This window comes from Aliiglaciecola lipolytica E3 (assembly GCF_000314975.1).
GTDB lineage: Bacteria > Pseudomonadota > Gammaproteobacteria > Enterobacterales > Alteromonadaceae > Aliiglaciecola > Aliiglaciecola lipolytica.
In genome coordinates, this window is the sequence record NZ_BAEN01000065.1 from 133,552 (window position 1) to 147,894 (window position 14,343).

The 14,343-nt window shown below is 41.4% G+C and carries 10 protein-coding genes; 4 read left to right on the plus strand and 6 right to left on the minus strand.

The genetic code is table 11. The features are described from left to right. Positions 1-123: 123 nt before the first annotated feature. The 4 genes from GLIP_RS16770 (at position 124) to GLIP_RS16785 (ending at position 7,358) form a co-directional block, all read left to right on the plus strand. Positions 124-2,838 (plus strand): penicillin-binding protein 1A, encoded by a 2,715-nt coding sequence (locus tag GLIP_RS16770; RefSeq protein ID WP_040523322.1) that lies wholly within the window; start codon positions 124-126, stop codon positions 2,836-2,838. 269 nt (positions 2,839-3,107) lie between these two features. Further along, the gene (locus GLIP_RS16775) at positions 3,108-4,796 is read left to right on the plus strand and encodes an NAD-dependent malic enzyme (RefSeq protein WP_008845872.1); all 1,689 of its coding nucleotides are present in this window, start codon (positions 3,108-3,110) and stop codon (positions 4,794-4,796) included. A 257-nt stretch (positions 4,797-5,053) separates the two neighbouring features. Next, positions 5,054-5,995 (plus strand): PEP-CTERM sorting domain-containing protein, encoded by a 942-nt coding sequence (locus GLIP_RS16780; RefSeq protein WP_008845873.1) that lies wholly within the window; start codon positions 5,054-5,056, stop codon positions 5,993-5,995. 76 nt (positions 5,996-6,071) lie between these two features. Then, positions 6,072-7,358, plus strand: a complete 1,287-nt coding sequence (locus GLIP_RS16785) for a tetratricopeptide repeat protein (protein ID WP_008845874.1) — start codon at positions 6,072-6,074, stop codon at positions 7,356-7,358. Positions 7,359-7,374: 16 nt separating this feature from the next. Here the strand turns inward: GLIP_RS16785 and argA are convergent, their stop codons facing one another. From argA to argC, 6 genes are all read right to left on the minus strand, one after another. Further along, positions 7,375-8,691, minus strand: a complete 1,317-nt coding sequence (argA, locus tag GLIP_RS16790) for an amino-acid N-acetyltransferase (RefSeq protein WP_008845875.1) — start codon at positions 8,689-8,691, stop codon at positions 7,375-7,377. A 9-nt stretch (positions 8,692-8,700) separates the two neighbouring features. Beyond that, entirely contained in the window at positions 8,701-10,077 is a 1,377-nt protein-coding gene (gene argH / locus GLIP_RS16795) for an argininosuccinate lyase (protein WP_008845876.1), read from the minus strand. Between the two features lie 2 nt (positions 10,078-10,079). Beyond that, the gene (locus GLIP_RS16800; RefSeq protein ID WP_008845877.1) at positions 10,080-11,312 is read right to left on the minus strand and encodes an argininosuccinate synthase; all 1,233 of its coding nucleotides are present in this window, start codon (positions 11,310-11,312) and stop codon (positions 10,080-10,082) included. A 108-nt stretch (positions 11,313-11,420) separates the two neighbouring features. After that, positions 11,421-12,329, minus strand: a complete 909-nt coding sequence (locus GLIP_RS16805; RefSeq protein ID WP_008845878.1) for an ornithine carbamoyltransferase — start codon at positions 12,327-12,329, stop codon at positions 11,421-11,423. After that, positions 12,326-13,117, minus strand: coding sequence for an acetylglutamate kinase (gene argB / locus GLIP_RS16810; RefSeq protein ID WP_008845879.1), 792 nt, complete (start codon positions 13,115-13,117; stop codon positions 12,326-12,328). The genes GLIP_RS16805 and argB overlap by 4 nt, the downstream gene beginning before the upstream one ends. After that, positions 13,108-14,142, minus strand: coding sequence for an N-acetyl-gamma-glutamyl-phosphate reductase (gene argC, locus GLIP_RS16815; protein ID WP_008845880.1), 1,035 nt, complete (start codon positions 14,140-14,142; stop codon positions 13,108-13,110). The genes argB and argC overlap by 10 nt, the downstream gene beginning before the upstream one ends. Positions 14,143-14,343: the final 201 nt, after the last annotated feature.

Below are 14,343 nucleotides of genomic sequence, written 5' to 3' on the forward strand. Positions count from 1 at the left end.
CCATCTTAGTTGCTTTAGTTTTACCATTATTACGCACTTTTTTGTTTTTTATGGTTCTAATAACGGTACATAGGTATAAAATATAAATCATTTATTCAATTTTGCTCTGGTAGTTTTATTTTTGTGAAGTACATCAAACTGTTATTAATAATGAGTATAGCCGCATTTCTGCTTGGTACGATAGCGATTGTAGGTATGTACTTTTATATCAAACCCGATCTTCCCAGTGTTGAAGTGCTCAAAGATGTGCGCTTACAAACCCCAATGAAGATTTATACTAAAGACGGTAAGCTTATTTCCCAGTTTGGAGTTAAGCGCCGAATTCCTTTAGAGTTAGATGAAGTACCACAAACATTAATTAATGCCGTACTCGCAATAGAGGATAGTCGATTCTACGATCACCCTGGTATAGATCCTATCGGCTTAGGTCGCGCTTTTGTGAATTTAGTCTTAACTGGTGAGCGCGGACAAGGTGGAAGTACCCTTACGATGCAGTTAGCTCGGGGCTTTTTCTTAACTCGAGATAAAACCTATATTCGTAAAATTAAAGAGATATTTATTGCATGGCATATGGAAGGCTTACTAAGTAAAGATGAAATCCTTGCCTTATATCTAAATAAAATTGAGTTAGGTCATCGCGCCTTTGGTTTTGGTGCTGCCGCTCAGGTTTATTACGGTAAAACAGTAAATGAATTGAGTTTGGCAGAAATTGCAACGATCGCTGGATTACCTAAAGCCCCTTCAACGTTAAACCCAATTGCCAGCCCAGAACGTGCTGAAGCAAGACGCAGAGTAGTGTTGCTGCGTATGCTAGATGAAGAATTTATTAGCAGAGAAGAGTTTGATCAAGCGGTCAATGAGCCAGTTATTTCAAAACGTCATGGAGCAGAAATTCAACTTGATGCACCATATCTTGCCGACCTTATTTATAATGAAATGGTTGAAATCTATGGCAAAGAAGAAGCTGAAACAGGTGGTTATCAAGTCTTTGCAACCGCACCTTCAGATCTACAGTTTGCTGCACAAACAGCGGTAATACGCAATTTACATGATTATGATGAACGGCACGGTTATCGTGGACCAATCCGCGTTTTATGGGGCGCAGAAGACGATCCAGAGAATCCTCAAGAAACAAATCGTGATATCCAAAGCTCGGAGCAAGCCATTTCGGATGAAACGCTTTCAGCGCTTTCGCAAGAAGCTTGGGACGAAAAGCAAATGCTTGATGTCTTAGCTACCTACACGCCTATTGGTATTTTACACCCAGCAGTTGTCACTCAAGTGGAAGAAAAGAGTTTTGTTATTTATACCGCAAGCGGCAATTATGAAACAATTGAATGGCAAGGCATGCATTGGGCAAGACGTTATATTGATGACAATCGTCAGGGCGCCGATCCAGAAGTGGCTGCTGATATTGTAAAAGCCGGCGAGTTAATTTGGATAAGACAAAACGAAGAGACCGGAAACTGGCAATTATCACAACTTCCGACGGTAAGTGGTGCGTTTGTAGCATTAGATCCGAACAACGGTGCCGTACAAGCGATCGTTGGTGGATATAGTTTTTATCAAAGTCAGTTTAACCGTGCGACACAGGCTAAACGTCAGGTTGGCTCGAATATCAAACCTTTTATTTATTCCGCAGCTATTGAACAAGGTTATACTTTAGCCAGCATTATTAATGATGCGCCAATTAACCAGTGGGATGCCAGTACGGGAACTGCATGGCGTCCGCAAAATTCACCTGCGGTTTATGATGGCCCTATCCGCATGCGCGTCGCGCTTGGTAAATCGAAAAACGTTGTGTCAGTACGGTTATTGCGAGCAATTGGTATTGATAACGCTGCTGATCATCTGAGTAAATTTGGTTTTGAGCGTTCTGAAATTCCAAAAGATGAAACCATGTCACTGGGTTCTGGCTCACAAACGCCGCTAGAGGTTGCTACGGCAATGTCGGTTATCGCTAATGGTGGATATTATGTCAGACCACATTTTATTCAACGTATCGAAGATGAGCATGGTGTCGTTTTGTGGCAGGCTAACCCGCCACAGGTATGTGAAAACTGCGATGAATCTGACCTAGTAGAGTCGGATCAAGAAACAACCCCAGATCTAAATTCTGAAGCACTAACTGAACAAGAAATCGAAGCACTGTTAGCAGCAGAATTAAATGGATTTCCAGAAATTGAAGAAGAACAACCTCAAGTTATTAAAGCTGAAAGGGTTGTTTCTGCGCAGAATACCTTTTTAGTCAGAGAAATGATGCGCACTGCGGTGCGTGGAAACGGTCGGTGGAGTAACGATGCACAGCGCAATACCTATTGGTTAGGTACAGGCTGGCGCGCCAGAAACATTCTTGGTCGTACTGATCTGGCAGGTAAAACCGGCACCACAAACGATTCACGTGATACCTGGTTTAGTGGTTTCGGTCCGAATCTCGTGGCGACATCTTGGGTTGGCTTTGATGATATGAGCCGTATGCTTGGACGAGCCTCTCGCAATCAGAATTTAATAAATGAAAACCCTGAAAAATTTAATTGGATCGGAAATGCCATGATTGGCGCGGAAGATGGCGCTAAAGCTGCACAACCGGCTTGGATTCGTTTTATGCAAGAAGCGTTAAAAGATGTACCGCAAGAAATAAAACCTATGCCTGACAATATTATCACGGTAAGAATTGATCGAGACACAGGCAAACTGACATCGCGCACAGATCATACTTCTATGTTCGAATACTTTGTAAAAGGCACTGAACCTAAATCTTCAGTTCAATCTGAGACAGTTATCGATCCCTTTGAAAATGATCAAGGCGAAACGGTGCTACCTGAAGATATTTTTTAAATCGAATAGGGAGTTTTGTGGCAATAGACGTATATAGCTATAGGTTAATTGTCGCAAACACTCTACTTCAACAAATTCTTCGTAAAGTAAATCATATTTTTTGCACATCTGACCAGACAATTTGATACTGAGAATAAATAGATATCAGCTAAACTTGCGGCCATTAGTAGCATTTTCGTTAAAAGTACACGCTTTTTACGGTTAAGCTATATTTATGCATTTTAATATCTCCTAATGTTTTAAGAGAAAAACGGAAAAGATTACGTCTAATGAGCAATTCGTCTAAATATTTGTACATTCCCCATGCTGGACCTTCACTTTTAGAAACGCCACTATTAAATAAAGGCAGTGCGTTCACGGCAAGAGAGCGCGAAAATTTCAATCTTACTGGATTGCTACCTCCTCGTTACGAAAGTATCGAAGAGCAGGTTGAACGCGCTTACATGCAGTATTCTAGTTTTACTTCTCCTATCAATAAGCATATTTATTTGCGCGCGATTCAAGATAACAATGAAACTCTATTCTATCGATTAGTGCAATCGCATATAGACGAGATGATGCCGATTATATATACGCCGACAGTAGGCGATGCTTGTGAGCAGTTCTCTGACATTTATCGCAGTTCTCGTGGATTATTTATTTCCTATTCTGAGCGTACGCAAATAGATGACATTTTACGTAATGCTACAAAACGTAAAGTTAAAGTTATTGTGGTCACGGATGGTGAGCGTATTTTAGGTTTAGGTGATCAAGGTATCGGTGGTATGGGCATACCGATTGGTAAATTGTCACTTTACACAGCTTGCGGCGGAATCAGCCCAGCTTATACCTTGCCGGTAATGTTAGATATAGGCACCAATAATCAAAAATTACTTGATGATCCTATGTATATGGGGGCTCGTCACAAGCGAATCGGTGGCGAAGAGTACAATGAATTTGTGGATATGTTTATCCAAGCTGCTCAAAAGCGCTGGCCAGGTGTGATGATTCAATTTGAAGATTTTGCGCAACCCAATGCCATGCCCTTGCTTGAACGTTATCGTGATCAAGTTTGTTGTTTTAACGACGATATTCAAGGAACCGCAGCAGTGACACTGGGTTCGATACTAGCGGCTTGTTTGAGCAAAGGGGTTAAACTAAGTCAGCAAAAAGTGGTATTTGTTGGCTCTGGCTCAGCAGGATGCGGAATCGCGGAAATGATTATTAGCCGTATGTGTCAAGAGGGGATTAGTGAAGAGCAAGCGCGTAAACAAGTGTTTATGATTGATCGTTTTGGTTTGCTAACCGATGGCATGTTAGGACTAAGAGATTTCCAGCAAAAGTTGGTTCAATCTCCAGAACTATCAATGCAATGGAAAATCCAAGGTGACTGGGCCAGCCTTTTAGAGGTAGTTAATAATGCTAAACCGGACATTCTGATTGGGGTTTCAGGTCAGCCTGGCTTATTTACAGAAGAGGTCATCCGCTGCATGAAATCTCATTGTGAGTTACCGATTATTTTCCCTCTTAGTAATCCTTCTCGTCAGGTTGAAGCAAGGCCTGAGCAAGTAATTGAGTGGACTAACGGTCAGGTAATTATCGCTACGGGAAGTCCATTCGCACCGGTAGAATACTTAGGTAAGGTATTCCCTGTCGCTCAATGCAATAACAGTTATATCTTTCCTGGTATTGGCTTGGGTGTTTTAGCGACAAAAGCCAGATTGATCAGCGAAGAGATGTTAATGGCTACGAGCGAAGCTCTTGCACTTGCATCGCCTTTGGCTACCGACGGTGAGGGTGCATTACTGCCTCCTTTAACTGAAATTGCAAGTTTAAGTAAGAAAATTGCGTTCGCCGTGGGGAAAGTTGCTCAGCAACAGGGATTAGCGCTGGAGATGACGGATGATGCTCTTCGTACTAGTATCGACATCAATTTCTGGGTGCCGAAATATCGCGAATATAAGCGCGTGAGTATCTAACATTTGCAACTTAGGCTAATTAAATACGTATTTAATTAGCCTTTTCAAACTTCCAATTCTTCATTTTTATCCCTGAAAGTGTCAATGTTTTTTACATTTTGTGTGTAAATTGAACAGATGTAAATTTTATGTTTCTGAAATATATCTCATTTTTACGTTTGGTACTTTTAATGCTTATTAAATCCCGATGTATATAAATATCAGAGTATTCAGGATGTATCTGGTTTCAATTCGTCATTAAACAAAGGGATATTTTAATGTTTAAATCGATAAAAATAACCATTCTTTTATCTGCTCTACTTACGATGAGTGCTGCATGGGCTGCACCATATTCAGTTTTATGGTGGGATTCAACCCCTACTTATGGTTCGCAAGCTGCGGATCCATTGCGCCAAGAAATGTCGGATTATCTGACGAATTACAATGGCGGTGGAGTGTACAATTCAACTTATGTTAGTAGCGAAGTGCCTGGCACTCTCGCGGTGGAATTAAATAATAATTCGTACGATGTTATCGTATTTGATGCAACTAGCGGTTCACAAAAGTTTGATGCGGCGGATTTGGCCGCAGTGCAAAATCACTATGCTACTAAATCAAACTTATTGCTTGATGGTTCGCTATACATTCGTAGTATCAATTACAATGCAACTACTGATTTCCCAGGTCCTAATTCAGCTTTAGGCGGATTAACTATTAATGAAATTAATCAGCTAGCTGTAAGGGGAGGAGGCATTATGATAGGTACTGATCACAACTGTTGTCAGGTTGATGCCAATCAGATTTTAGGCAGTGTTGTACCCGGCGCGATGTTTTCAGGCTACACTATTCCTTCTACAGATGGCGTATTTTATGGTGGTGATTTATTAAATGACGAAGTTGCCATAGCTGCTGTAGATGTCTTCAATCATTGGGATTCTGTGCCTTCACAGGCCATTGCTGAAACCGGTGATTTTGTCGACTTTTTTGGTAACAACATCACCTTATACAGCCAAGTTGATGTAGCTGACAAGCCTGGCGGTGGTCCTAGATTTTCATACATCTCATCTAGCTGGCAACCTGGAGATGGAGAAACCGACATAGACGATGATACTCCTGGTGGTGATAGTAATAATCCCGGGGCCATTCCTGAACCTTCAACAACTGCTTTGTTATTTGCAGGGCTAGTGTTAATCGGTTTAAGAATGCGTCAACATAGTTAATCGTGATTTGCACAAATAACTTCTTGCTCTATGCTTAGGGCAAGAAGTCACTTTTAAGTGAGTTTGGATAGAGATTATGCATAAATGGATTTGTTGTTGTGTCTTATTATTGAACTTCTCTTTTAAAATCAATGCTGCGCTCATTGAAGAGCGTTCTTTATTGCCTGTCTTCGAAGTGGATTCTGCTTCTCAACAAACCATTGAGTTAGTTAAACAAGGTATGATGAAGATGCAAGGCAACGATCTTTACCAAGCTAAGAACCTATTTTTAGAAGCATCCAGCCTAAATCCTTCAGATCCAATTCCTTTACTTGCTTTGGCTAATCTACACATTCAGTCAAAACAAATTTCTACTGCATCTCAATATCTCAATAAAGCTGTTCTGGTGTCGCCAAATTCAGTTGAAGTTTTAGTTTCAATGGCTCGTTTTTATGAATCGCAGGAAAAATACCATCAAGCAGAAAAATATTATTTAGCAGCCATTGCCTCTAAACCCAACTCGGTGGTGATATTGAATGATCTAGGCATGTTGTATTTACAGCAATTGAAAAACTCTCACTTGGCCAAAGATAAGTTTATGCAGGCTTTTCAGGTTGCACCTGATTCGGTAATTGCCCATTACGGATTAGCTTTATCCTATGCAAATTTAAATCAGTTGGAAAAAGCTATTCAACACTTTGAACGTGTAATCGAGTTGCGTCCCGATGATGCCACTACATATCAATCATTAGGTCGACTATTAGCCAAGACAAATCAATTAAAGAAATCGCTAGAGATATTGAATCAAGGCATACAAATTAACGCTGATTTCGTGCCTTTATTAATGGATCGGGCAGATGTCAACTCAGCCCTTAAAAACACACAAGAAGCGGTTACAGATTATAAAAAAGTTACGCAGATATTGCCGTCTAGTCCTTTCCCATATATTCGGCTCGGTGCATTGTATGAGTCGTTGGGAAACTTGGCAGCAGCTGAGCAAGCTTACCGTCGAGTTATCAGTTTAGATCCAGAACAGGCTGCGGCATATAACAATTTAGCTTGGCTTTCGACTATTACAGGTAGTAATTTGGATGAAGCCCTGATATTTGCTAACAAGGCAGTCCACTTATCTAACAATGAACCGGTTTTCATGGATACATTGGCTTGGGTATACCGTGCAAAAGGTGATTTATTACGTGCGCAACTCACTTTACAGAAAGTCGTTAAAAGTCAGCCTAATGCGAATGCCTACTATCATTTGGGGATTGTGCAAAAAGAAAGAAATCTAGTAACTGAAGCTAAAATCTCGCTGCAAAAAGCGCTCTCAATGAATCGCAACTTTGAACATGCAGAGGCAGCTCAGCAGCTACTAGACTCTATTTAATCTAACAGCAGGTTATTCAATTCTCGATATCTAAAACGAATACTTTCGAATTCCGTTGAAAATTATAAAGTAGTTTTTTCGATTCCGGTAAAGTCTCAACGCTGGCGGGAACAAACCCTTGCTCCTGAAACCAGTGAGCGGTGACTGTGGTTAAAATAAAAACGCTGCTCAGACCTTGATCATGGGCATTTTGTTTAATTGCTTCAAGTAAACGTTCACCACGGTTTTTACCTCGGTAATCCCCGTGTGTGGCAACACAAGCTAATTCGCCGGTGCTGTCTTGTGGATATGGATAAAAAGCCGCGCAGGCGATGATCATGCCATCACGTTCAATTACCGTGAACTTCTCTATTTCTGCTTCTAAAAGTTCTCTAGAGCGTTTAACTAAGATACCTTTTTCTTCAAGCGGATTAATTAGCTGAAGAATACCACCCACATCTTCAATATTAGCTTGACGAAGTTGTTCATAATGACGCTTCGATATCAGTGAACCCGAACCATCGCGAGTAAACAATTCTTGTAAAAGTGCCCCGTCCTTTTTAAAACTGACACAATGGCAACGTGGGATATCAGCAGCAATAGTTTGGTTAATGGCATCTAGAATGCCATATTGATCTTCTCTTGCTCCATCAATTAGCATTTCAGATAAATGGGTAGAATCAATATTCCGTAATAACTTTCCGGTCTTATCTAAAATGCCTTGATGCTCGGAAAAGATAATTAACTTATCGGCCTTTAAGCTTATTGCGGCTTGCGTGGCAACATCTTCGTGGGACAAATTAAACACTTCTCCTGTCGACGAATAGCCCATTGGCGAGAGCAACACAATTGAACCATCTTGCAGGTGATCATTAATTCCGACAACGTCAATACGGCGCACCACGCCAGTATGTTCGAAATCCACGCCTTCTCTTACACCCATTGGCATCGCAACGACGAGATTGCCTGAGCACACACGAATTTGAGAGCCATGCATGGGCGAATTAGCCAGTCCCATCGTTAACAAGGCTTCAATTTGTGAACGCACTGAGCCAGCGGCATCCTTTACCGATTCCAAGGTTTGCTTATCAGTTAAGCGAACATTATTGTTAAAACGTTTTTCGACGCCGCGTAATGCAATGCGTTGATCGATTTGTGGCCTTGCTCCATGCACTAGAACTAACTTAACACCCAGGCTATTAAGAAGCGCTATATCATTGATAATGTTAGGAAAGTTTACATCTTCAATCGCCTCACCACCAAACATCAAAACAAACGTTTTTCCCCTATGTGAATTAATATAAGGGGCTGAGTTTCGAAACAGCCTAACGCTATCAATGTCGGACATTACCATGTTAGTTCCTTAGTCCTTTAAGCTCTTAAGTTCATAATCAAGGGCATCGAAAACGGGTTTTGCACCAGTTCCGCCTAGAATATTGCGTTTATCGACCAAATATTCTAGTTCTAATACAGCAAATACATCATCTTCAATGACGTCGCTGACAGCTTGTAATTCGCTCAATGATAAATTTTCGATAGGCTTGTTTTGCTCTATTGCTGCAAGTACGATTTGACCTGAAATATCGTGCGCTGTTCTAAAAGGAATACCTTTTGCCACAAGATAATCTGCCAATTCTGTTGCGTTTGCATAACCTTGCTTGGCGGCTTGTGCACAACGGGCTGAATCCAGTTTGATAGTGTCAACTACTTCAGCTGCGATACATAAACAAATATGCCATTGATTTACCGCGTCAAATGCACCTTCTTTGTCTTCTTGCATGTCTTTATTGTACGCAAGAGGCAGTCCTTTCATAGTGACCAATAACGCTTGTAAACTACCAAAGACTCTACCGCATTTACCTCGCATTAATTCTAATGCATCGGGGTTTTTCTTTTGTGGCATTAGTGACGAGCCTGAAGTAACTGCATCACCCAAGGTGATAAATCCAGCTTCTCCAGAATTGAAGAAAATCAAATCTTCTGCCATACGTGACAAGTGCATCATTGAGGTGCTCGCGCAAAACAATAATTCCAGCACATAATCTCTATCAGACACCGCATCCAAACTATTTAGACAAGGGGAGGCAAAGTTAAGTTGTTCGGCGATTTCCTGTCTATCGATGGCGTAAACCGTTCCTGCTAAAGCTCCGCTGCCTAATGGGCATTGATTCATTCTTGCCAATAAATCATCCAAGCGGCTAATGTCGCGTTTAAGCATTTCTACATACGCTAAACACCAATGAGGATAGCGAACAGGTTGAGCGCGTTGCAAATGCGTATAGCCGGGTAAAATAACATCTCTATTATTATCTGCCGAAAGCACTAACGATTTTTTAATGGCTAACAGGTCATCTTTCAAGCTCTGAAGATGCTCTTTGCACCAAAGTCTGAAGTCAGTAGCGACCTGATCGTTACGACTACGACCGGTGTGCAGTTTCCTACCAAGGTCACCGAGTTTTTCAATTAACGTAGCTTCAATAAAACTATGAATATCTTCTTCGCTACTTGCATCAAAATCCAGCTCATTCGCTTCAGCTTTGCTGAGCAATTCATTTAACGTCGTTTCGATTTGCTGCTGTTCATCAACTGTTAACACGCCCGCTTTAGCAATTGCTCGTGACCAAACAATGGAACCGCGAATGTCCTGACTCGCTAAGATACGATCAAACGGCAACGAGTCGTTGACCTGTTTGAACATACTACTACTGCCTTCTTGGAACCGGCCTCCCCATAAACCCATAACTAGTTTCCTTTCTTCGCGTTGCGTGCGTTGTTATTCAAAGTCGCAATACGGCTGGATAAGCTAAATAAACGGATAAATCCTTCAGCGTGTTTTTGGTCATAAACATCGTCTTTCCCGAAGGTCGCAAAATCTTCTGAATAAAGGCTATTAGGTGAGCGACGTTGGGTAACCGTGGCGCGACCTTTATAAAGTTTTACTACAATGTCACCTGTGACTTGCTGCGCAAACACATCTGCACCTGCCAGCAAAGAATCAGAAAGGGCTGTAAACCAGCGACCGTCATACATTACGTGTGAGAACTCTAAACCCAGATATTCTCTATGTTTTAATGCGGCTTTATCTAACACCATGCACTCAAGTGCTTTATATGCAGCCATGATCACCGTTCCTCCCGGTGTTTCATAACAACCGCGAGATTTCATACCGACTAGACGGTTTTCTACAATATCGATACGTCCAACACCATGTTTTGCGGCGATAGTGTTAAGTTCAACCAATGCTTTGTATGGCGAAAGCGCTACATCATTTACTTTGGTCAAAAGACCTTTATCGAAACTCAGCGTGACTGTCTCCGCTTGATCTGGTGCATCTTCTGGATCGACTGTCATAGTCCAGATACCTTTCGTTGGTTCACACCAAGGATCTTCTAACTCACCACCTTCGTGAGAGATATGCCAAGCATTTGCGTCACGGCTGTATATTTTCGTGGCTGAAGCACTGGTTTTGATGTCCCTAGCAGCTAGATAGTCCAACAAATCTTCACGCGAAACCATGTTCCACTCACGCCAAGGAGCAATAACTTGTAAGTCAGGTGCTAACGCGGCAAATGTACTTTCAAAACGAACTTGGTCATTTCCTTTCCCGGTACAACCGTGACATAACGCGTCTGCGCCAACTTTACGAGCAATTTCAACTTGCGCTTTGGCAATCACTGGACGCGCCATTGATGTTCCTAGCAAGTATTCACCTTCATAAACTGCGCCGGTTTTAATTGTGGGATAAATATAATCTGCTACGAACTCTTCTTTTAAATCAACGATATAACATTCGCTGGCACCGGTTTTAATGGCTTTTTCATGAAGACCTTCAAGTTCTTCATCACCTTGTCCGACATCTGCAGCAAAAGCGACCACTTCGCAATCATAATTTTCTTTTAACCAAGGAATTATGGCAGAAGTATCTAGGCCGCCAGAATAGGCTAAAACAACTTTTTTAATATCGGATTTTGACATGATTCATTCCTAAATAAACGTATGCGAATTTGCTTAGCTAGACAAATTCGCGTTAACTAAATAATGTGTGATTTTTTTAACGCTCGACTTTTTACGTAATTCGTTATGTTAACCCAGCAGTTTCGCCAATATGGCATTTTGGCCATGCATTCTATTTTCGGCTTGTTGCATTAATAACGATTTATCTCCATCAATCAAGTCGCCACTAATTTCTAAGTCGCGGTGCGCGGGTTGACAATGCATGACATACTCAGCTCCGGTAAGCTCCATCATTGCTTCATCAACTTTATATGGGTCGAAAACCCGTTTGATATCTGCCAGTGGAGTATCATCTCCCATGGAAATCCATGTATCAGCGTAGAGCACATTTGCGCCTTTTGCAGCATCAATGCTGTTGCTTTGGGTGATTTTAGCACCTGTTTTGTGTGCTAGTTGCTCGCTTAACTGGAAAATTTCTTGATTAACTTCATAGCCAGCAGGCGTCACACTAACGACATTGACACCTAATAACGCACCAACGATCAACAATGAATGCGTCACATTGTTACCGTCACCGACATAGGCCAAGGTTAGATTGTCTAAAGAGCCATAAGTTTCTAGTAAAGTAAGATAGTCAGCAACCGCTTGGCAAGGGTGATAAAGATCGCATAAGGCGTTAATAACAGGGACTTTGGAAGCTTCACTGAATTCCACTAACGTTTCATGGCTATACACGCGTGCGACAATTGCATCGGCCCAACAAGCTAAGTTTGCAGCAGTATCTTTAGCGTCTTCTCTACCCGCTAATTTGCCGGCTTGAGAATCAAGGTAGACCATGTGGCCACCTAATTTATGAATGCCGATATCAAAGCTCACTCGGGTGCGTAAGGAAGGCTTTTCAAATAAAGCGACAATCGATTTTCCAGCCAATATTTGGTTGTGTTTTTCTGGGTCAGCTTTAATTTTAGCTGCCAGCGCTAACAAATCATTTAATTCGTCAGAACTCCAGTCTTTAAAAGTTAATAGGTCCTGTTTCATACTGTTTCCTTAGACGATGGGAATATAGTTGTTCCTGAAGATGCGTTATCAGTTGAATTTTCCTGAGTTAATACTTCCAGATTGTGCCAACTGGCAATGGTGACAGATTGTCCTATCTGATTGGCGGCATCGAGTGCCGCTTGTACTTTTACGGTCATACCGTCGCGGATTACACCTTGATCAATTAAGTGGTCAATTTCACTTGCTGACAGCGTGTTAATAAGTGATTTTTGTTGATCAAGTACACCTGCAACGTCTGACAAAAGCACTAATTGTGCATTTAGCAATTTTGCAATCGCGGTTGCGGCTTGATCCGCATTGACATTAAGTAACTCACCTTTTTCGTCGCTGCCAATCGAGCTAATAATAGGTAAAAATCCAGCCGCTAGCAAAGACGTCACTAATGTTGGATCGCCGGGCTCGGCGGAACCTACATTACCTAGTTCTTCACTAATTTGGTGGCACTGCGTAATATTGCCATCTAATAAACTGATTCCCACAGGATTAAGGCCACTTGTTTTGGCTAAAGCGCATAAATTTTTATTGGCTGTACCGGCTAGCGCACCAACAACATAACCTATTTGCGATTTAGGCGTTACTCTCAGGCCATTTATTTTATGGCTTGATAATGACAGATTTTTTAACAGCTTCTCAACACTACTTCCACCGCCATGAACTAACACTATTGGTTGTTGTTCTTGTGCAGCATTTAGAGCTGAAAAAAAATCTACAGAAATATTGGGATCATCTAAAAACGCGCCACCAACCTTGACTACTTTTACCTGCATTTTCCTGCCTCATAAATCAAACTGGTGTGTGATGCGTAACCAAAAGCTAAGTTCGCACACTGAATAGCTTGAGATGCTGCGCCTTTTAAAAGGTTATCTATCGCACTTCCAATCACTAAATATCCAGAATTTGCATCATATTTCCAATGTAGATCACAATGTGCCGTATTCACCACATCGTCTAATTTTGGAAAGTGATTTAGCAAGCGCACAATGGGCTTATCTTTATAAGCCTGTTGATATGCATCATCGATTTGGCTTTGACTGGTTCCATCGGCCACTTTTACGGTTATGGTCGCTAAAATTCCACGTTTAAAATTACCTAAATGTGGCGTGAAAATAACCTCACTACCCAGTGACTGACTAATTTCGGGTTGGTGTCTGTGCCCCAATACGCCGTATGCTTGCAGACTTACTTCACAATAACTATTAGTTAATGCCGCTTTACGACCTGCTCCACTTACCCCCGAAACGGCATTAATAATTGGCCGGTGCTGAGGATTGATTAAGTTATTGTCGATAAGTGGCTTTAGCGCGGATAGCGAAGCTGTGGGGTAACAACCAGGTACAGCCACCAAATTAGCTTGTTGAATCTGCGCAGCATTCCATTCTGCAAGACCATAAATGGCCTCTTCCAACAAGGAATTATGTTGATGTTCAAAGCCGTAATAATCAGCAAAAACACCGGTATCTTTAATTCTAAATGCACCTGATAAATCAAATACTTTGGCGTTGCCATTGACGAGTTTCGGCATCCAATCATGACTCGCTTCATGAGGTGTGGCTAAGAATATTGCATCCATTGATTGGGCAAGTTCAATCAACAGATCGTCGTTTATTGCAGATACTTTAGCGTCTACTAAACCGCTCAAAGTAGGATGAAGTTGGCTCAAAGGTTTATTAGCATCTTGACTGTTTTGTGAAACAAACAATCCGGCTAATTCGAAATTTGGATGCAAAGTTAAGAGTCTGGCTAGTTCAGCGCCAGTATAACCGCTCGCTCCAATTATACATGCTTTCAACATTGTGATGTCTACCGATAAATTTTTGAAAATGTTAACTCAGAAATAAAAAAAAAGCGCTCCAAACCTTTAATAACTTCTTTTACATCAAAGGCGAGGAGCGTGCTACGCAATCAAAATTAGATTCGTCGAACAGACGTACATACGTAGCAAGGCAGGGAGTAATTCGGTCTCATAGTTTTCAATTATTCTCTATTCGTCAAT